This window comes from Paenibacillus sp. ov031 (genome assembly GCF_900143165.1).
Taxonomy (GTDB): domain Bacteria; phylum Bacillota; class Bacilli; order Paenibacillales; family Paenibacillaceae; genus Paenibacillus; species Paenibacillus marchantiae.
This window is the reverse complement of record NZ_FRDO01000004.1, coordinates 608,822-630,012: the sequence shown is the minus strand read 5'-3', so window position 1 is coordinate 630,012 and position 21,191 is coordinate 608,822. Positions and strand designations below refer to the sequence as shown.

Here is a 21,191-nt window from a genome sequence, read left to right as displayed (position 1 = left end):
CATATCTTTCGAACCATGCTCATGTACTTTATTGTCTATGGCTCAATTCGGATAATGGGTAAACGTGAGATCGGGAAGCTGTCCATGTTTGATCTGGTCGTATCCATCATGCTTGCAGAAATTGCGGCATTTGTCATTGAAGATATCAATAAACCGTTATTCCATGGTATTGTACCGATGCTGACGGTACTAGTAGTGCAGATTGCTATGGCATTTCTCAGTCTCAAAAGCCGCAAGCTTCGGTTAATGATTGATGGCAAGCCGACCGTGTTAATCTCCAAAGGGAAATTACATCGAGATGAAATGCGAAAGCAGCGTTACAATCTGGATGATCTGCTTCTACAGCTTCGCGAACAAAATGTAGACAGCATTGGAGATGTGGAATTTGCCATATTGGAGACCACAGGCAAGCTAACTGTTTTTCCGAAAGGTCAGAGTTCTTCGAGCGGCAACAGCGGCTCATCAGGATCTGGTTCGACAGGATCTAATTCCAAACAAAAAGCGGGAAAAAACAAAATAGAAGGGTTTGAAAATATCAAATATGAAGGGCTGCCATTGCCATTGATCATGGATGGCAAAGTTCAGGATCAAAACCTTGAGCTGATCCAAAAAACCAGATTTTGGCTTAAAAATCAGATTCAGCACAAAGGTATTATGGACTTTAAAGACGTGTTTATCTGTTCCATCGATCATAACGGAAAAATTTATGTAAGTTCCAAAGATGATAAAGATAACTGACGTTTAAGAACGGCGTTTAAACCAGGAACCAATAAAGGGCGCACGGGAAAGATCATGAAAATCAATCATTTTGGTCCAGCCCATAACAATGAAATAGACGATCAGACCAACAAGGGGCGCGAGAAGCATTCTGAGCCAAAATGGAAGCAAGGATGCAGTCTGTTCATAAATGACCAGAGTAGCGGCGCCCATGATGACCATACCAGTGCCTGTTTTGACCCAATCCATCATCTTGAAACGGAACTGTAACAGGCTGCGCACACTTCTTGCATGTAAAAGAGTAACGATCGTTGAATTCACACAAATGGCAATTACCGCTCCAAAAATACCGTATTCCGGCCGGGAGGCGAGTACCAAAATCAACGTAATTTTAATGACAGCACCAATAAATGTATTGAGTAGTGCCTTTCCTGGACGATCAAGTGCCTGAAGAGCCGCTTGAAGAGGAGCTTGAATGTAGATAAACAAAGCAAAAGGAGCCATGAGCTTAAGCATGCTTCCAATCGATGCATCATTATACAGAACAAGACACATCGGTTCGGCAAGCACATACATAAAAACAGAAAATGGAGCACCTGTTACGAGTGCTAGACGCAGAGCCTGATGCATCCGTTTATGTATGAGAGCACGGTCACCTTGCGCCGAGGCCTCAGACAATGAGGGGACAAGTGACGTGGCTAACGAGGAAGTTAAGGCTCCCGGCAGTAGAAGTAGAGGTATAATCATACCTTGTAATGCACCATACTGGGCCGTGGCGAGCCCTTTGGAGATACCTGCAATAGCTAGACTCTGTGCGGTTACAATCGTCTCAGCGAGATAGGAGAGGGAACCAACTAACCGCCCGGCAGTTACAGGTACGGAAATCGCGAGTAAACGACGAAGAAGTCCAGGTTCTGAGCCGGTTGAGTTTTTTGAAATAGCAGGTTTGGGTTCGATTGGAGATTCGAGTACGGGCAGATGTTGATCCATATATTTCTTCTGTCTGGCATAGTTCCACAATAATACGAGCATACCGATGAATTCACCAACAAGTGCTCCCAGCATGGCTCCTGCTGCAGCTTGGGCAATTCCTCGGGGCAAGAGGAGCCAGGAAAACCAGATCACACAGATAATACGAATGACCGTTTCTACGATTGATGAAACAGCCGTAGGCATCATGTTTTGCTTTCCCTGGAAATACCCTCTGTAGACTGCAGATACGGCGATGATGGCAATCATAGGGCTCATGCTGACAAACGTGTGATAGACTCTCTCATCGGTTAGAACATAACGGGTAACCCATGGAGCGAATATGATGCACAAAAACATAAACACAACGCCAAGGGTCAGTGTGAAGCTCAGGCTAATTTGCAGAATCCGTTGGGGTGAATAACGGTTGGCACCTGTATCCGCTTCGGCTACGAGTTTGGCTACGGCCAATGGAATACCGCCAGTGATCAATGTGACGAGTACGATGAAAAAGGGATAGCTCAGTTGGTAGATGCCAACACCTTCTGCACCGATAACTCGTGGCAGCACAATGCGCGGGATGAACCCGAGAATCCGATTAATAATGCCTGCGGCGAGCAGGATCATGGCTCCCTGGATAAAAGTTTGTTTCTTCAAGACTACCCCTCTTTCCCGGTTGGAGTACAGGTATTCATAAACGGGACAAAGCCGTCGTTCTTCATCCTATGCCAGTCCAATATCTTCTCATGACAACTTGGACACGATTAACAAAAAGATCCATCACCAGCAAGAAGGAATATGATCGGGTAAAGTCGAATGATGTAATATTGATGCCGCATAAAGGCTTGGATGTATGAAGGGAGGCTCCCCGTTGGAAGAAATGAATGATGTGGAGTTGGAACAGTCTATAGAGATGCTCTGCCGCAGCAAGGCAGAGGAATTAAGGCTTGTCGGTTACGAATATGTCACCAGCAAAGATGTCTGGAATTGCATCAGTCATAAATATGAAAAGCAGGGCATTCCACCGCTTCACCAACTGGTGAACGACATATTGTCACTGAAAGCAACAAGCTTTATGAACTTTATGACCGTGTCTGCATACCGGGGGTCCTCTTTCTAACGAAAGGGATCTTTTTTGTTGGAAATTGACTGCTTTTTACGGCATCGCTATAATAGGAATATTGAGAACGAAAGGGGATCTAGGAACGGCATGAAAAGAATCGTCAGTTTCATTTTGGTCGTGCTTGTGACCGCAGGAGTAATGTTGGGCACAAGTCCAGGGCTGCTCAAAAATATACGCTTGGGCCTTGATTTAAAAGGAGGCTACGAGATCTTATATGAAGCAGAGCCGCTGGAACAAGGACAACAAGTCACCAAAGCATCTTTGGTGCAAACAGCAAAAAGTCTGGAGAGCCGTGCCAATGCGCTCGGAACAAGCGAGCCGGAAGTAACAACTGAAGGAACGAACCGGATCCGCTTGAAGCTGGCCGGGGTTACCGACGAGGCTGAAGTCAGAGCGAAAATGAAAGAGCCTGCTGTCATGACCTTCCGCAGTAAAGCTGAGAATGACAAAGAAGGCGAATACACTAAAATCGAGCTTCGGGGAAATGAGTTCGTGGAGAATGGTGCCAAAGTGGTATTCAGCCAGTTGAACGCACCGATGATCGATATCCAGGTTAAAGACAAAGCCAAGTTTGCTGAAATCACCAAACGTTTGATTGGACAACCTTTGGCTATCTATCTGGATGATCAACTGCTATCCGCTCCAACCGTGCAGCAGCAGCTGAGTGATGGCTCTGCACAAATCACGGGTAACTACTCACGTGAGGAAGCCAATCAGCTTCGCGATACCATTAATTTGGGCGCTTTGCCGTTGAAACTGACAGAGAAGTACTCTCAAAGCGTTGGTGCAACGCTTGGTAAACTATCTCTGGACCAGACGATTAAAGCGGGATTAATTGGTTCCGTAATTATCCTGGTGTTCATGATTGGTCTGTACCGTATTCCGGGGATTATTGCGAGTTTTGCCCTAATTACACATACGTGGTTGGTACTTGCAATCTTCTATATGGGAGAATTCGTGCTTACCCTTCCGGGGATCGCGGCATTTATCCTGGGTATAGGGATGGCCGTGGATGCCAACATCATTACGTACGAGCGGATTAAGGAAGAAATGCGCAGTGGTAAGTCGATATTGTCTTCGGTTAAAGCAGGAGGTAAACATTCCTTCCGTACGATTATTGACTCTAACATTACAACCATCATTGCTGCAGCAGTTATGTTCTTCATGGGTACAGGTGCGGTTAAAGGTTTCGCACTGGTATTGATTTTTGACATCGTGACCAGCATTATCACGAATATTTTCTTCTCCCGCTTCCTGTTGACCCTGCTTGTGCGGGCTAACGTGTTGAAGAAGCCTAAGTACTTCGGAGTGAAGGAGAGTGAAATTCGTGCGCTTTAATTGGAATTTTGATTATATTAAAGGCAGTAAGATAGCCTATACCTTTTCCATCATTTTGACGATTGCAGGTATCATCAGCATTTTGGCTCTGGGATTGAATTATGCGGTAGATTTCCGTTCAGGTTCAAATGTTGATATTACGGTATCTAAAGCGATCACAACTGAACAAATTAAGCCCATCGTTAGTGATCTTGGTGTTGACACAAAAGATGTTCATATTACACCTGGTGCTGATCGGGTTAACGTTCGTTTCTCGAACGTACTGGATGAAAATCAGGAAAGCAAGTTTAAGCAAGAGTTCACCAAGCTGGATTCAACCGCTTCTTATGAAGTCAACACGGTTGATCCGGAGATGGCTAAAGAGCTTGAACGTAATGCCATATACGCGGTTCTTATCGCAAGTATCGGGATTATGATCTATGTAGCTATCCGATTTGAATGGCGGTTTGGTTTGGCTGCTGTCATTGCGCTCTTCCATGATGCATTTGTAGTTATTAGTGTGTTCTCGATCTTCCGACTGGAAGTGAATCTGACCTTCATTACGGCTGTACTGACCATTGTCGGATTCTCGATCAATGATACAATCGTTATCTTCGACCGGATTCGTGAGAATATGCGTTTTGCTAAAAAGACTTCGAAAGCCGATTTGCGTGAAGTAGTCAACCGCAGTTTGGCGCAAACGATGACACGTTCCCTGAATACAACATTCACCGTGTTTGTCGCTTCGCTCTGCTTGTTTATTTTTGGTGGAGAATCCATTCGCATGTTCTCACTTGCTATGGTCATCGGAACGTTGTTCGGTGCATATTCTTCGATCTACATCGCCGCTCCTTTGTGGCTGGCGCTCAAAGGTAAACAAACAGAGAAACCTAAAGCAGCTGTCAAAGCATCCAACTAAACATTGTATTGTCAAGCCGCGTCTGCTAGGCGCGGTTTTGCAACTTTAGGTAGAGTATTAAGGGGGGCATCGCCATGACCAGAGAACGTTTCCCTTCTGTTCACGCTGCCACGTGGAGCGGGATCGCCGGGAATTTGACACTTGCAGTAATCAAGGCTGGGTTCGGTTATATGGCAAACAGCAAATCGTTGCTTGCAGACGGCCTTCACTCTGCTTCAGAAGCTGCTTCTTCATTGTCCGGCCTCTTTCCCTCGAAGTCTGTACAAACAAAAAGAAAGGCTCGTAGGGAGCGGTCAAAGGAACATTCACGTATCGCGAGACCTGGAATTTCGGTATTATTATCTGTGCTCATCCTTATGGGAGGTTTGCAGATCGCCATCTCCGCTTTGAGTAGTCTGTCTGGAGATGAACCAGAATCGCTAGAGAAGTATACCCATGCACTTGTGGTAGCTTTTGCAGCATTGGCTGTGAAAGAAGCAATCTTTCAATATCAATACCGATATTTCCGTAAACGAAATCAATCGCAGGCTCTCGCTTATGCACAGCAACATCGTCGGGCACTTTACTGTTCACTTATCGTCTTAGTCGGTATTGTAGGTTCCATGACAGGAGAAACGATGGGGTGGAGTATTCTTCGATATATGGATCCCGCAGCTGCATTGATCGCTTCCTGTTTTGTGCTTCACAAAGGCTACAGAATGATTGTGGATACCGTATATGGTTCACTTGTTCAGGAACTGGAACAGGAAGAAGCACTTGACTTCAAAGAGACGGTGCAGCGTGTATATGGCATTATTACGATTGAACATCTGGTAGCACGTGAACAGGAACATGATGTTACGATTGAACTGGTCATTAGTGTGAACCCTAGAATTTCCGTGCTCGAGGCACAAGAGATTGCGAACCGGGCGAAGACACTTCTCTTAACTCGTTTCAGTCATGTGAAAGAAGTACAGATCCAGGCTGTACCTTATGATCCTGGATATCCTTATAAATCCAATCATGAACTGCCAGATCCTGAAGCGACATTAATTCAGTAATGAAGCTTGGTTCAGTAGATCAGGAAAGGAGCGTTATCATTGCTTTATTCGCAATACCGGTGGAACACACCGAATATCGATTTGGAGGCGGCTGCGGGACTCTCGCAGGCGCTTTCCGTTTCATCACTTGTTGGACGTTTGCTGGTCAGTCGGGGGGTTCATAATGAATCAGAGGCAGAACAATTTCTGCATCCTGATCTGAATCAGATGCATGATCCTTATCTGCTTCTAGGCATGAAAGAAGCTGTGCCCCGAATCCAGCAGGCTATTGAGCGTGAAGAACATATTTTAATATATGGGGACTACGATGCGGACGGAGTATCCAGTACATCTCTGATGATCCATCTGATGCGTTATCTCGGTGCTTCTTATGATATCTATATTCCTCATCGTTCCAATGAAGGCTACGGGTTACACAATCACGCCTTGGATTGGGCTCATCAACAAGGAGTCACGCTGGTGATTACGGTAGATACCGGAATCAGTGCGGTAGAGCAGATTGCTTATGCTGCAACACTGGGAATGGAAGTCATTGTGACGGATCATCATGAACCACCTGAAGTTTTGCCTGAGGCTTATACGCTCATTAATCCCAAGCTTCCGGACTGTCCTTACCCTTTTAAAGGGTTAGCTGGTGCGGGTGTAGCGCTGAAGCTGGCTCAGGCATTGATCGGAGAAGTGCCTGGAGAATGGATGGAAATTGCCGCTATTGGTACGGTTGCCGATTTGATGCCTTTGGAAGGCGAGAACCGGGTTATCGTCAGTTATGGTGTTGAGTCCATGCGAGGTACACGTCTGCCTGGTGTAAGTGCTCTGCTTGAAATTAGTGGTGTGGATCAAACTCAGGTCACCTCAATCAATATTGCCTTTGCAATGGCTCCGCGTATTAATGCAAGCGGACGTCTGGATCATGCCGGCCGAGCCGTATCGCTGCTTACAACCGAGGATCTGGATGAGGCACACACTCTGGCAGGCCAACTGGATTTGCTGAATCGTGAAAGGCAACAGGTTGTTGAGGGTATACTTCTGGAAGCGACAGCCCAGTTGGAGCAGAAAATCCAGCTTAATTCCGGAGCAGTGCCGGACGTCATCGTTTTGGCGGGAGAAGGCTGGAATGTTGGAGTTGTAGGTATCGTGGCTTCCAAGTTACTTGAACGGTATTATCGGCCAACGCTTATCCTGGGCATTGACCCGGAGAGCGGCGCTTGTAAAGGCTCAGCACGCTCCATAGAGGGGCTGGACATCTATGAGGCATTAACTGCTTGCAAACACACGATGGACCATTATGGTGGTCATCCAGCTGCAGCAGGAATGAGCCTTCATCGTGATCAACTTAAAGAGCTGGAAGCAGGATTGAATGAGTTTGCGGCATCCGTGCTGACAGAGGAGGACTTTGTGCCCCATCGTCTTGCAGATGACGAATGCAGAATCAGTGATGTACCATTGCAGGTTATTCAAGAGATCGATAGACTCCAGCCGTTTGGCATGAGTAATCCTTCTCCACGTTTTGTATTGCGCAATGTGACTGTAAAAGAAACACGAACGATGGGACGTGAAAAACGCCATCTAAAACTGGTTTTGGAGCAGGATGGTCAGCAATTGGAGACGGTCGCTTTTGGCAAGGGAGCTTTAGCTGAGTTTCTGCCTCCAGGCTCCATCATTGATGTTATGGGCGAGTTGTCCGTTAATGAGTGGAACGGGATGAGGAAACCACAATTAATGCTGCAGGACATCCAGGTTCCACATGCGCAAGTGTTTGATTTGCGAGGTAGTACGGAGCCTCTGAACGCGATGAAGCAGTTCTTGAGTTCGCTTGAAATACATCTACGATACAAGTCAGGCTCAATTGGTGCCATCGTTCGGAAAGAAACGAATGTTTCCGAGGGAAATTCATTGTATGAACCGTGCCTTTGGGTATATGATAGAAAGGTCGGTTTGTTTCCGTGCAATGCTGCCGCGCAGCATTATGGGCAGGAACAGGTCCGGACGTTATTTGTGTTTGATACGCCGGAAACCCCGGAACAACTTGATGCAATGCTGGCTTTATTCAGCGGAGCCGAGAATATCATCCTTCTGCACGGATCAGGCAACCGCCGAGATCGCCTTCAGATGCCCTCCAGAGAACTCTTCAAGCGTATTTATATGCTGGTGTCCAAATGGAGAGCTGAACCCGTGGAGGAACAAGAGATCACTCCTGTGCTCAGTCGTCAGTGTGGCTGCTCGCCGCGCATGATTACCATGATGTTGGATGTTTTTGAGGAGTTATCGTTCATTACCCGAGAAGCTGGAAAGATTGTGTTTGTGGATAACCCACCCAAGCGTGAGCTAACCGCTTCGCGTCGTTATCAGGCGCTGGAGAGCATGGCCGAGACAGAGCAGGTGATGCTGGATGCATCGACCCCTCAGCTGACACAATGGATGATATCCCGGATGAAGGGCGTATCTTAGATAGAAGTTGTGCTATTTATTTTAGGAGGAGATTATTTTGGATTTTAAAGATTATATTCGTGTCATTCCTGACTTTCCACAACCGGGAATCAGCTTCAAAGACATTACGACATTGTTGAAGGATGGAGAAATGTACCGCAAGGCGATCAATGAGCTGAAAGTAATGGTTTCGGATCTCAAAATTGACGTTATTGCCGGACCTGAAGCACGTGGATTCGTTGTGGGCGCTCCTCTGGCGTACGCTCTGGGTGTCGGTTTTGCTCCGATCCGTAAAAGCGGAAAATTGCCTGGAGAGACGATCGAAGTCGGTTATGATCTTGAATATGGCAAAGATACGCTTGCTATGCATACAGATGCGATCGAAAAAGGACAAAATGTCCTGATTGCGGATGATCTGCTGGCGACAGGCGGAACTATTGCTACCTCCATTAACCTGATTGAACAATTGGGTGGCAAGATTGTAGGTGCAGCATTCCTGATTGAGCTGTCTGATTTGAATGGACGTGCAAAATTGCCAGGAATTGATGTATTTACATTGATGAACTACTAGAATTCCGGCATTCATTGCTGTTAAATCACGTGAACTGGATCTCCCGTTTCCCGGGAAATAATATACAGCATTAACTATTTGCAAAAAAAAGCCTGTCTCTCAACCCGTAAAGGTTAGAGAGCAGGCTTTTTGCGTTGTACGATGTATAAAATGAAGAATGAATAAACATTGTTCGTTCAGACCGATCGGTAAGAAATCAATCCGGAGTTTTCTCGGTTAAAGGCTGTTTCTCCGTTTGATCATTCGACCAACCCAGTACTTCAAATAATTTAAACAACAAGCTCAGCAGAATTCCGACGATGGTTGCCAGAGCCATTCCCTTCAGATGAATACCATAAAACGTGATCTCAGTACCACTAAGTCCGATGACGAGTACAAGGGTAGTTAGCAACAGGTTGGTCGGTTTGGCAAAATCCACTTTCTGTTCGACCAGAATACGCAAACCGGATGCCGCAATAACTCCGAACAGAAGCAAAGATACACCACCCATAACCGGAACGGGAATGTTAGCTATAAGTGCCGAGAACGTACCTGAGAACGAAAGTACAATTGCGATAACGGCAGCGCCGCCAATAACATACGTCGAGTAAACCCGGGTCAGAGCCATAACACCAATATTTTCACCATAAGTTGTATTCGGTGTGGATCCTACAAAACCGGAAAGAATAGTTGAAACGCCGTTTCCGAGCAGGGAGCGATGCAGACCTGGGTCCTTGGACAGATCTTTGCCCACAATGCTGCTCGTTACAAGCAGATGTCCGATGTGCTCAACAATGACAACGAGTGCCACAGGCAAAATGGTGAATATGACAGACCAGTCAAATGTAGGTGTCGTTACGGTAGGCAGCGAGATAAAGTCAGCGTTCGCTATATTCTCGGTTTTTACCTCACCCATAAAGTATCCAAGCACGTAACCGGATACAATCCCGATTAGAATGTGAATGATCTTGGGGAACCCACGGAAGGTTACTGCACCAATAACAGTGATACCAAGAGTAACCATGGCTAAAATAATTGGTTTGGCTTGAGGTACCCAATCTGGGTTCTCAGCAGGGTTTGAATTGATCAGCCCAGCCATTCCGGCTGCTACAGGGACAAGCTCAAGACCGATTAGGGCAACAATGGCACCCATAACCGCTGGCGGGAAAACCACATTAATCCAGCCTGTTCCCGCATACTTGATGATGAGAGCTACAATGCAGAAAATAACTCCCGTTACGATGAACGCTCCAAGTGCCATGGAGTATCCGTTATCAGGGTGTGCGATTAACACAGAAGAAACAGGTGCGATAAAAGCAAAGCTTGACCCAAGATAGGCCGGAATCTTTCCTTTACACATGAGTATGTACAACAATGTTCCAATACCGTTCATAAGCAAGATCATACTTGGATCGACACCGAACAGGTTTGGCACGAGTACCGTACTGCCAAACATGGCGAACAAATGCTGGAGACTCAGCAGCGACCCTGAGCCAAGCGGCATTTTTTGATTAACCTGAATTTCACGTTGCAATGAATATTCATCTCCTTTTTTCCGAAACACAAATCTTCAATATAGTACAGAGTTTCTCTTCATTTAGCAATAACATTTTTCCACTAAGCATGGTGGAACCATTTTTATTTTGAGAATTGATCCTTCTATTTCGGCAAATAACGGTAATAATACATAGTAAATGAGGATGTTTTCCGACCTTTGTTGAATATCTGGCAACATCTTTGAGGAATGACACATATCGTATAAAAAAATTGGATATGTGCTCTTATTCGTCAGTAGTTGACGGGAAACGGGCGAAGCGTCATAATTATAGGAAATTACTTTTACGGGGAACCTGTGTTGATATTATGTCACGGGTTCCATTTTGTATAGAAAGGACACGGAACAGATCAGAATGGGCATAGAGCAATTACTCGAGAAGGCCGGGGCATATATCAAAGAACCCGATCTGGTGCGCATACGTGAAGCTTACGAATTTGCTGATCAGGCCCACCATGGACAGACGCGAAAATCGGGAGAACCGTATATTCTGCATCCGCTTGCGGTTGCCGATATTGTTGTAAACATGCAGATGGACACCATCTCCATAATTGCAGCGCTTCTTCATGATGTAGTAGAGGATACTACGGTTTCACTTGAAGAAATCCGCAATCATTTCGGCAATACGTGTGCCATGCTTGTTGACGGCTTGACGAAGCTGGAACGTATTCAGTTTCGCTCCAAGGAAGAACAGCAGAACGAGAACTACCGCAAAATGTTCATCGCCATGGCGCAGGACATCCGTGTCATCGTGATCAAATTGGCTGACCGTCTGCATAATATGCGGACACTCAAGTTTCAGTCGGAAGAAAGCCAGCGCCGGATTTCATATGAAACGTTGGAGATTTTCTGTCCGATTGCGAACCGTCTGGGTATCTCTGCGATCAAATGGGAAATGGAGGACATCGCCCTCCGTTATTTGAATCCGCAGCAATATTATCGTATTGCAAACCTGATGCACAAAAAGCGTGCGGAACGTGAGCAATATATTGATACGGTTATGGACGGTATTACGAGCAAGCTGGATGAGATGGGAATTCAGGCAGATCTGTCGGGTCGTCCTAAGCACATCTACAGCGTGTTCAAAAAAATGACAACGAAAAACAAACAGTTTAACGAGATTTATGATCTGCTTGCGATTCGTATTATTGTGGATAACATCAAGGATTGTTATGCTACCCTCGGAATTATACACACGTTATGGAAACCGATGCCTGGACGTTTCAAGGACTATATCGCGATGCCAAAGGCGAACATGTATCAATCGCTGCATACCACGGTCGTAGGTCCGAATGGGGAACCGACTGAAGTCCAAATCCGGACTTGGGATATGCACCGCACCGCTGAATTCGGTATTGCTGCCCACTGGGCCTACAAGGAAGGGGCTGCGAACGGAAACGGAAATAATTTTGAAGATAAAATTACGTTTTTCCGCGAGATTCTTGAACTTCAAAATGAAGCGCAGGATGCGTCTGAATTTGTAGAATCGCTTAAAATGGATTTCTTCTCGGATCTGGTGTTTGTATTCACGCCAAAAGGTGAAGTTATCGAATTGCCTACTGGATCTGTTCCATTGGATTTTGCATATAGAATCCATACAGAGGTGGGTAATCGGACGATTGGTGCCAAAGTAAATGGTCGTATCGTTCCACTCGATTATCATCTTAAGACAGGCGATATCATTGAAATTTTGACGTCCAAACATTCTTACGGACCGAGCCAGGACTGGCTTAAAATTGCTAAATCCTCTCACGCACGAGCGAAGATCAAGCAATGGTTCAAGAAGGAACGGCGGGAAGAAAACGTTGAAAAAGGACGCGACAGTTGTGAACGTGAACTCAAGCGCATGGGACTTGATCCATCTGCTTGGATGACGGACGATAAGTTGCAGGAAGCAGCCAAAAAGTATGCCTTCAATGATATTGAGGATATGCTCGCAGCTGTTGGATTCGGTGGTATTACGGCTGCACAGATCGTGACCAAAGCAACGGAGAAACTTCGCAAGGAGCAGGAAGAATCCAGCTTGCTTGAGCTGAACTCCGAAATGCGTGAGCTGAAGCCTGCACCTGAACGCAAAAACCGTCCGACGAATGGCATCCGTGTCAAAGGTATAGACAATTTGCTTGTACGTTTTGCGCGCTGCTGTAACCCTGTACCAGGGGATGCTATTATCGGGTATGTTACACGTGGACGTGGGGTTTCGGTGCATCGAACGGACTGTCCAAATATCCCGTCCAGTACGGATGGGGAAGAAGCAGCTCGCGTCATTGAAGTCGAGTGGGAAGAGAATATTGAAGCCAACTACAGTGTGGATATTGAGATTACGGGCCATGATCGCAACGGCTTGCTCAATGAAGTGCTTCAGGCTGTTTCGGAAAGTAAAACCAATATATCTGCCGTCACCGGACGTACAGATAAAAATAAATTAGCATTGGTGCATGTCACAATTCTGATTCGTAATACGGAGCATCTGCATTCGGTTGTGGAACGGATCAAACGAGTGAAAGATGTCTATTCTGTGCATCGAATTATGCAGTAAGGAGCCTGTAAGATGAGGGTGCTTGTACAACGCTGTAAAGAGGCTCAGGTGACCGTTGGAGAAGAACTGACGGGAAGAATTGAAGCCGGATTGATGTTGCTCGTGGGAATTACACATGAGGACACGGAGAAGGATGTCATATATTTGGCAGACAAAATCGCTGGACTTCGTATCTTTGAAGATGAGCAGGAAAAGATGAATCTCAGTCTGATTGATGTGGGCGGGGCTGTATTATCTGTATCACAATTTACATTGTACGGAGATTGTCGCAAAGGAAAACGCCCAAGCTTTGCAGCTGCAGCCAGACCTGAAGCGGCAGAATTGTTGTATGAAACGTTTAATCAGCTGTTACGTGATAAAGGAATTCAAGTGGAAACCGGGCGTTTCGGAGCGATGATGGATGTGACTTTCACGAATTGGGGACCGGTGACTTTAATGCTCGAAAGCCCTATTCGTCAAGAAACGCATGCATAATTGGTTGGGGAACAGGCCATAATGAGGGATAATTCGGTTCATTAACATAAGATGATCAAAGGAGTATCCCACCCATTATGCGCCAATCCGTCAAGGAAACACGTTCCCGAATAGAACCTTTGCTTCTGCCTGGAAACCTGTATGAGTCCCTTAAGCTTGCCCGCGCTGCTGCCGAGTGTACAACAACGGTTTGGGCCCTTCAGGATTCGGACAAAGGGGAGCAGAGCCGTCTTCCGCGTGACTGAGTGCTGACCATTTGGAATGAATGAAAAGTCTTGATTCGATCATCGAATCAGGGCTTTTTTTGTTATGGAACTTAACTGTAGCTGAATCAGATGGTCTGATCAAAGTCAAAATAATACAGGCTCGTCATGTTATAAACGGCTCTGGTTAGGGTAATAACAGAACGAGGCACGATGGCGTGCCAGGTTCAGTATTTATTACGGGCAATGAACAAGAAATGTACACCAACAATTTCTGCGAATACCCGATTTCAAGAAATTTCGAACACGGAAAGGAGAACATACGTTATGAGTAAAGTTGCTTTTTTATTGGCGAATGATTTTGAAGATTCGGAAATGCAGGTTCCATATGATGAGGTGAAAAAAGCCGGACACGACGTGGAAATTATCGGCTTGAAAGCAGGAGAGACGCTGAAAGGTAAAGGTGGTAAAGCCTCCTATACTTCGGACAAAGCGATCGCTGAGGTCTCGGCTTCGGATTACGACGCTGTTGTCATTCCTGGTGGATCTTCTCCTGAAAATTTGCGTACAGACGCACATATCCTGAAATTCGTAACGGAGATCAACAGTGCGAAGAAACCTATCGCGGCGATCTGCCACGGTCCGCAAATTCTGGCAAGTGCGAATCTGTTGAAAGGCCGTACGATTACAGCCTATCCTCCGCTCAAGGATGATATGGTGAACGCTGGGGCAGAATTCAAGGATCATGAAGCTGTTGTAGATGGAAATTATATTACATCCCGTACGCCTGCCGATGAACCGGCATTTGTCCGCGAGTTGTTAAAAGTCATTTAATGACTTGGGGCGGACCGTACGATAATGTGATTTCTGATTAAAATGAAGATTGAAGCTCAAAGCTTCTAAGTTTTCGTTACACCAAGCATTTATTCCGATAAAGGAGGGTTTGACATGACAAAACATATTCAGGCGTATTTTCGGACCGAGGACGAGGCAGAGGGGGCAAGAACCTCACTTCAGACGTTCCGTACAGAGCATTTGGAGGTAGGGCAACTGGATAGCGCGGTTGGCAGAGACAAACGGATTATGGTACCTCTGGTGCCTTATAACACAGCGGGTGGCGTAGGAACCAATGGAGCCATGGGAGTGGGTGCAGCACCTGGGGTTCCCGCCAGCGAAAATGTAATCCCGGTCGTCAGCAATGTGGATCGTGATACCGAGCGAGGTACCCGAGATAATGTTAATGGGGATGGCAATCTGTTGGATGCTGCGGATGTGTCCTCGACTGACTATGACGATCTGCATTATGTTTTGTCTGCCAAAGTAAGGGATGAGGATTATGAGGAAATCGTTCATAAACTTCGTTCCAACCAAGCTTATGTGGAAGAATTGAATTAATATGTAGTATGAAGCCCTTGCAGGGTCTGACTTCCATGTCAGGGCCATCTGCAGGGGCTTTTATAATGGAGAAAACAACAAATTATAAAGCGCTATCATTTTTGTAATATTACTGTAATATTAGTTACATAAGCCTTTAACATAGCCCGTTTATAATAACACACATGACCCCCTTTTTTTATATATCCTTTGAGCCTGCACACCGTGTGCAGGTTTTTTTTTTGAGATGAGAATTTGTATGTTTTGGATGAAGCTTACCCCTTATTTAAATTTTTTGCTAGAATAGAGAAATGGGTTAATGTATTTTAAAGCGCATTGTTTTCATAGTTGGGCTACATTGGACGGTAAATCAAGCTTCCAGCGATTGGGCTCAGGCAAATCCAATCCTATGATCGAGAGTATGAGGAATTCATCGCCAGAGTGATCGTTATATTCTAGATGAACATATACTCGCTGAAACGGCCCCGCGTTTATATAAGGGCGACAACCGTTTCTGCTTGATGCTAGAAATTGTAAGTTATATAGAATGCCTCGTTTGAGAAATGACACCTATAATGCTAAAGCAACAGTGTTCTCATGCGAATGGCTAGTGACAGATTTAAGGGGGAATTAGTTTTGAGTAAGGTTGGAAGAAATGATTTATGCCCGTGCGGAAGCGGGAAAAAATATAAGAAATGCTGTTTGGGCAAGGAGCCTTCTGCGGTAGAATCCATACTGGGGCTGATATCAACGGAGCAGCATGTCCAGGAAGCCTCGATTCAGCCTGAGAGCAAACTGACCTTGACCAAACTGAAAAAGATGGTGGAGCGCGAACTGAAATGGGAGCATCCGGCTCACGAACAGCTGGCCCTGCAGCTTATTGAGAACATGAGGAACCATTACGAGCGGGAGCTGATATTGGAAGCTCTGTTGCTATGGAATGGCTATTCCCGTCAGACCCGCCCTACTGTGAAGAAGACAGGCTCGTTCTTTGCTGCAATCGAGTACTTGCTGTCTGAGGAATACGGCTTCAATGTTTCGAAGGCTGAGCTGTCAGATAAATATGAGGTAACGACATCAACGATCTCCCGAAAGGTTAAGGAGATGTTCGAATACATCGAAGAATACGGCATGGGTGGAGAAACGGACGAGCTGATGATTCTGAACAGCCCAGGTACATCGAAGGACAAAGCGCAGGCTCTGCTACATAAGGCGATGGAAGCCAGTTCTTCCAAACGCAGAATACAGCTGGCGAAAACGGCCCTGGAGATGTATTCTGACAGCTCTGATGCGTATCGTATTCTGGCTGAGGAATCGGACAATGAGTCTGATGCACGAGCTTACCTCAAGGCCGGAATCGCTGCTGGCGAACGCGAATTGGGCGAACTGTTTTTTGAGAAGAACAAGGGGGACTTCTGGGCGCTTCATGAGACTCGTCCATATATCCGGATATGCAAAAGCTACGCCGAATCCTGCTGGTTTGGCGGAGATGCCAACGAAGCGGCACAAATCCTGGAGCATATTTTGGAGCTTAATACGGAAGACAATACCGGAGCGCGTTACCTGCTCGCTGCTGTGTATTTGTACAGCAACCAATTGGAGCAGGCAGAGCAACTGATGGAGAAGTATGGGAAAGATGACGCTGCAGCCGCCTTTGCCTATGACCAGATCATTCTGGAGTATAAGAAGAACGGAATCACCTCCCAGCTCAAAATGCTGTACCGTGTGGCCCGGGGTGTGAACAACCATGTGCCTGATTACCTGCTGGGTTTGAAGCAGCTGCCGTATAACCTCCCTGATTTTGTCGGAATGGGTAATTCCGACGAAGCGATTGAATACGTCATTATGCACTCCCGTTTATGGGCGAATGTGCCGGATCTGCTGAAGTGGATGCTGAAACAATAGAGATATAAGAAGGCAATAGAAGTTGGAATTCATTTGATGAGTCCAGCTTCTATTAGCCTTGATTTCTGTGTACTCCGCATTCCGTATGACGTGTGAATATTTTTTTCTAGTGCTATCTTTTTGTGTTAGCCCTTGACTTTAGCACTGCGGTTCATTACAATCAGAAAATAAATTAACTTTAAACGTTATATAATAACTTTAAACGATATAACTTGATGATTTGATGACGGGACCAAGTACTCCGTGCCCACATGAACAGAGAAGAATCCCTTGGCTGTAAGGATTCTCTTGATGAGCGGACGAATGACTTCCCCGAGAACAGACAGCGAACACATTAGATTTACATCTGATGGTTATTAGCTGGCCTGCGCAGGGCGTGCGTTATACGTAGAGCGGAATGATCTGTATGATCGGCTTGCCTGGAGCAACCTTAGATCATTACATGATCACCTGAACGGCGAAAGTGTCAGGGATTCCGGAATGTGGGTGGTACCACGGGTGAATGTGTAAACACAATCCCTCGTCCCTTTGTTTGCTGTTTATACAGCGACAGGGCGAGGGATTTTTTTGATATATAAGTTGATCCTAACATTTATACCATAACGGAGATTGCAGAACCAATCTGTAGAAGCGAAGCGTTCGGCTAAAAGCTTTCTGCAAGAAAGCTGCTTCGGAAGCATATGCTATCCCCGGATTTCCCCATTGAAAATTGAATTAAAAAATCTGGGGATAACAGCGATCGGAAGATGGTACTGCAATCGGAGTGGGCAGGTGTAACAGTCCTGGAACAACTTATTATACAGAGAAAAATAGATGCTGGAGGGATGAAAGATGGCTTTTCAAAAACCGACTGGAACGCAAGACTTGCTGCCTGGTGTTGTGGAAAAGTGGCAGTTCGTAGAGGAAAAAGCGCGTGATCTGTGTCGCCGTTATAATTACCGCGAGATTCGCACACCGATCTTCGAACAGACTTCTTTATTTGTACGTGGCGTTGGGGAAACAACCGATATTGTTGAAAAAGAAATGTACACCTTCAATGATAAAGGGGACCGCAGCATGACCCTTCGTCCGGAGGGGACAGCGGGTGTTGTCCGCGCTTATGTGGAAAATAAAATTTATGGCGAACCGGATGTGAGCAAGCTCTATTACATCGGTCCGATGTTCCGTTATGAACGTCCGCAAGCAGGTCGCCAGCGTCAGTTCCACCAGTTCGGTGTAGAAGCTATCGGAGCCCTTGATCCAGCGATTGATGCTGAAGTCATTGCGCTTGGGTATCAACTGTGTGTAGAACTGGGATTGAAAGATGTCAAAGTGGAGATCAACTCGGTGGGTAACCCAACTAGCCGTGCAGAATACCGCGAAAAATTGCTTGGATTCCTCAGACCGATGAAGGATAGCCTGTGCAAGGACTGCCAATCCCGGATGGAACGTAATCCATTGCGTGTGCTCGACTGCAAAGTTGATCAGGACAAATTCGTAGGGGCACCGTCCATACTGGATAGCCTGGATGAAGAATCATTGAACCACTTCGCCAAGCTGAAAGAGTATCTGGATGATTTCGGTGTAGATTATGCGGTGAACAATCGTCTGGTACGCGGATTGGATTACTACACATTGACTGCTTTTGAACTGAAAGCTCAAGGCATTGGCGCAATTGATACAGTCGGCGGTGGCGGCAGATACAACGGTCTCGTTGGAGATATCGGTGGACCGGATCAGCCTGGTATTGGTTTCGGTATTGGTCTGGAGCGTATTCAACTGATTCTGGAACACCAGAATATTGATGTTAGTTCCCTTGCTCCACTGGATGTATATTTTGTTGCTCTCGGTGAAGCTGCCGATCGTGAAGTCAACCGTCAGCTGTTTAAGCTTCGTCAATCGGGTCTGTCCGGCGAACGCGACTATCTCGGTCGCAAGATGAAAGCTCAGATGAAATCTGCTGACCGATTCAAAGCCCGTTACACTGCCATTCTGGGTGATGATGAGCTGGAACGCGGGGAAATTGCCCTGAAGTCCATGGATACAGGTGAACAACAAACGGTGAAGCTGGATGATCTGGTATCTGCTATACGCGGAAGTAAATAAGCACGAGTTTGAAACTGTAAAATAGCAACAATTGATCCGGCAAAATTACGGAGGTTCACCAATGTTTCCGATTAATCGGAAGTTGGAGAGCCAGAGGTAATAACATGCCATTTGAATAAAATCGTCTTCACGCAACCGCACTGTTGAAAAGCGGGCTCTGCCCGCCCATACAGAACGGAAATTCACATAAGAGGAGTTTGGTTATGAAAAGAAGTCATCATTGCGGCGCATTAACACCCGCACACATCGGTGAGACCGTAACATTGAACGGCTGGGTACAGACCCGCCGTGACCTGGGGGGCGTACTGTTTATCGATCTGCGTGACCGCAGCGGAATTGTACAAGTTGTTTTCAACCCGGCTTACTCTGGCGAAGCATTGCAAATCGCTGACAGAGTGCGGAGCGAGTACGTTATCGCAGTAACGGGTAAAGTGGTTAAACGTGACGAAGAGACAGTAAACAAAAACCTGCCTACAGGTGAAATCGAAGTGCAAATTACCGAGATTGAAGTACTGAACGCGGCAAAAACACCTCCATTCTTCATCGAAGATGGTGTGGAAGTCGACGAGTCGCTTCGTTTGAAATATCGTTACCTGGACTTGCGTCGTCCGGAAATGTTTGAAACATTGAAATTGCGTTCCAAAGCATCCAAAGTGTTCCGTGATTATCTGGATGGAGAAGAATTCGTTGAAGTAGAAACACCAATCCTCACCAAGAGCTCCCCGGAAGGTGCGCGTGATTACCTCGTACCAAGCCGTGTGCATGAAGGTGAATTCTTCGCCCTGCCACAATCACCGCAAATTTACAAACAATTGCTGATGGTCGGCGGACTTGAGCGTTACTATCAGATCGCTCGTTGTTTCCGTGATGAAGATTTGCGTGCGGACCGTCAACCGGAGTTCACCCAAGTCGACATCGAGACTTCCTTCCTGCAACAGGATGACCTGCTGCCAATGATGGAAGATCTGATGGCCAAATTGCTGCGTGAAACGAAAGGTATTGAGCTGGAACTGCCTTTCCAACGGATTACGTATGCAGATGCAATGGGTAAATACGGTTCAGACAAACCGGACCTGCGTTTTGGCATGGAACTGGTTGAAATGAACGATATCGTAGCTAACAGTGGTGTGAAAGTATTTGCTTCTGTCATCGAAAAAGGTGGAGAAGTGAAAGTTCTGAACGCCAAAGGCTGTGGTACATGGAGCCGTAAAGAAATCGATGACCTCGGACCATTCGCAGCGCGTTACGGTGCAAAAGGATTGGCATGGATTCAAGTCAAAGATGGCGAGTTCAAAGGGCCAATCGTGAAGTTCTTTACGCCAGAAGAGATCGAAGCAGTCAAAGAACGTACTGGCGCTGAAGAAGGCGACTTGTTGCTCTTCTCTGCTGACACCAAAAAAGTGGTTGCAGATGTACTGGGCGCACTTCGTCTGAAAATCGGTCGTCAACTGGGCCTGATTGATGACAGCAAATTCAAATTTGCATGGGTTGTGGACTTCCCATTGCTCGGGTACGATGAAGATGCGAAACGTTATGTAGCAGAACACCATCCGTTCACACGTCCTAAAGACGAAGATGTGCATCTTTTTGACACAGATCCGGGTGCTATTCGCGCTCAAGCCTATGACCTCGTTCTGAATGGTTATGAAGTGGGCGGCGGTTCGATGCGTATCTACAAACGTGATGTTCAAGAAAAAATGTTCGCTGCTCTGGGACTTTCTCCGGAAGTGGCCAACGAGAAATTCGGATATCTGCTCGAAGCATTTGAATATGGAACGCCACCACACGGCGGAATCGCTTTTGGTCTCGACCGTCTGGTGATGCTGCTGGCAGGTCGCACGAATCTGCGTGAAACGATTGCCTTCCCGAAAACGGCAAGTGCAACGGATCTGCTCATGAATGCACCTTCTGAAGTGGATAACTCCCAATTGGAACAACTTCACATCCGCGTAGCCCGTAAACCGGTGGCGGAAAAGAAATAAAGGAGGCATCGA

The 21,191-nt window shown here is 46.2% G+C and carries 17 protein-coding genes; 15 read left to right on the top strand and 2 right to left on the bottom strand.

The window, feature by feature from the left end:
- Positions 1-15 precede the first annotated feature (15 nt).
- Positions 16-738: a YetF domain-containing protein gene (locus BUA17_RS20300; protein ID WP_072734816.1), complete on the top strand. Its 723-nt coding sequence runs from the start codon at positions 16-18 to the stop codon at positions 736-738.
- 3 nt (positions 739-741) lie between these two features.
- Here BUA17_RS20300 and spoVB read toward each other — a convergent pair whose 3' ends face one another.
- Positions 742-2,343 carry a stage V sporulation protein B gene (spoVB, locus tag BUA17_RS20295; RefSeq protein ID WP_063567707.1) on the bottom strand — a complete coding sequence of 534 codons (1,602 nt, stop codon included), beginning with the start codon at positions 2,341-2,343 and terminating at the stop codon, positions 742-744.
- Positions 2,344-2,566: 223 nt separating this feature from the next.
- Between spoVB and BUA17_RS20290 the strand changes: the two genes are divergently transcribed.
- From BUA17_RS20290 to BUA17_RS20265, 6 genes are all read left to right on the top strand, one after another.
- Positions 2,567-2,806: a post-transcriptional regulator gene (locus BUA17_RS20290; RefSeq protein ID WP_175383441.1), complete on the top strand. Its 240-nt coding sequence runs from the start codon at positions 2,567-2,569 to the stop codon at positions 2,804-2,806.
- 90 nt (positions 2,807-2,896) lie between these two features.
- A complete protein-coding gene (gene secD, locus BUA17_RS20285; protein ID WP_072734771.1) occupies positions 2,897-4,147 on the top strand; it encodes a protein translocase subunit SecD in 1,251 nt (416 codons plus the stop codon).
- Entirely contained in the window at positions 4,137-5,045 is a 909-nt protein-coding gene (gene secF / locus BUA17_RS20280) for a protein translocase subunit SecF (protein WP_064635842.1), read from the top strand. Before secD ends, secF begins: the two co-directional genes overlap by 11 nt.
- Before the next feature lie 74 nt (positions 5,046-5,119).
- Entirely contained in the window at positions 5,120-6,085 is a 966-nt protein-coding gene (locus BUA17_RS20275; RefSeq protein WP_063567708.1) for a cation diffusion facilitator family transporter, read from the top strand.
- A 39-nt stretch (positions 6,086-6,124) separates the two neighbouring features.
- Positions 6,125-8,533, top strand: coding sequence for a single-stranded-DNA-specific exonuclease RecJ (gene recJ, locus BUA17_RS20270; protein WP_072734770.1), 2,409 nt, complete (start codon positions 6,125-6,127; stop codon positions 8,531-8,533).
- A 37-nt stretch (positions 8,534-8,570) separates the two neighbouring features.
- Entirely contained in the window at positions 8,571-9,083 is a 513-nt protein-coding gene (locus BUA17_RS20265; protein WP_024633046.1) for an adenine phosphoribosyltransferase, read from the top strand.
- 196 nt (positions 9,084-9,279) lie between these two features.
- Here the strand turns inward: BUA17_RS20265 and uraA are convergent, their stop codons facing one another.
- On the bottom strand, positions 9,280-10,596 hold the full coding sequence (gene uraA / locus BUA17_RS20260; protein WP_063567710.1) for a uracil permease: 1,317 nt from the start codon (positions 10,594-10,596) through the stop codon (positions 9,280-9,282).
- Between the two features lie 376 nt (positions 10,597-10,972).
- Here uraA and BUA17_RS20255 point away from each other — a divergent pair, with 376 nt between their 5' ends.
- The 8 genes from BUA17_RS20255 (at position 10,973) to aspS (ending at position 21,179) form a co-directional block, all read left to right on the top strand.
- Positions 10,973-13,156, top strand: coding sequence for a RelA/SpoT family protein (locus BUA17_RS20255; RefSeq protein ID WP_063567711.1), 2,184 nt, complete (start codon positions 10,973-10,975; stop codon positions 13,154-13,156).
- 12 nt (positions 13,157-13,168) lie between these two features.
- The gene (dtd, locus tag BUA17_RS20250; RefSeq protein WP_072734769.1) at positions 13,169-13,630 is read left to right on the top strand and encodes a D-aminoacyl-tRNA deacylase; all 462 of its coding nucleotides are present in this window, start codon (positions 13,169-13,171) and stop codon (positions 13,628-13,630) included.
- Between the two features lie 77 nt (positions 13,631-13,707).
- Positions 13,708-13,875, top strand: coding sequence for a hypothetical protein (locus tag BUA17_RS31290; protein WP_157258400.1), 168 nt, complete (start codon positions 13,708-13,710; stop codon positions 13,873-13,875).
- Between the two features lie 285 nt (positions 13,876-14,160).
- Entirely contained in the window at positions 14,161-14,667 is a 507-nt protein-coding gene (locus tag BUA17_RS20245; protein WP_072734768.1) for a type 1 glutamine amidotransferase domain-containing protein, read from the top strand.
- A 114-nt stretch (positions 14,668-14,781) separates the two neighbouring features.
- The gene (locus BUA17_RS20240) at positions 14,782-15,228 is read left to right on the top strand and encodes a hypothetical protein (RefSeq protein ID WP_072734767.1); all 447 of its coding nucleotides are present in this window, start codon (positions 14,782-14,784) and stop codon (positions 15,226-15,228) included.
- A gap of 615 nt (positions 15,229-15,843) precedes the next feature.
- The gene (locus tag BUA17_RS20235; protein ID WP_072734766.1) at positions 15,844-17,112 is read left to right on the top strand and encodes an SEC-C metal-binding domain-containing protein; all 1,269 of its coding nucleotides are present in this window, start codon (positions 15,844-15,846) and stop codon (positions 17,110-17,112) included.
- A gap of 831 nt (positions 17,113-17,943) precedes the next feature.
- Positions 17,944-19,197, top strand: a complete 1,254-nt coding sequence (gene hisS / locus BUA17_RS20230; RefSeq protein WP_072734765.1) for a histidine--tRNA ligase — start codon at positions 17,944-17,946, stop codon at positions 19,195-19,197.
- A gap of 203 nt (positions 19,198-19,400) precedes the next feature.
- Positions 19,401-21,179 (top strand): aspartate--tRNA ligase, encoded by a 1,779-nt coding sequence (gene aspS, locus BUA17_RS20225; RefSeq protein WP_072734764.1) that lies wholly within the window; start codon positions 19,401-19,403, stop codon positions 21,177-21,179.
- Positions 21,180-21,191 lie beyond the last annotated feature (12 nt).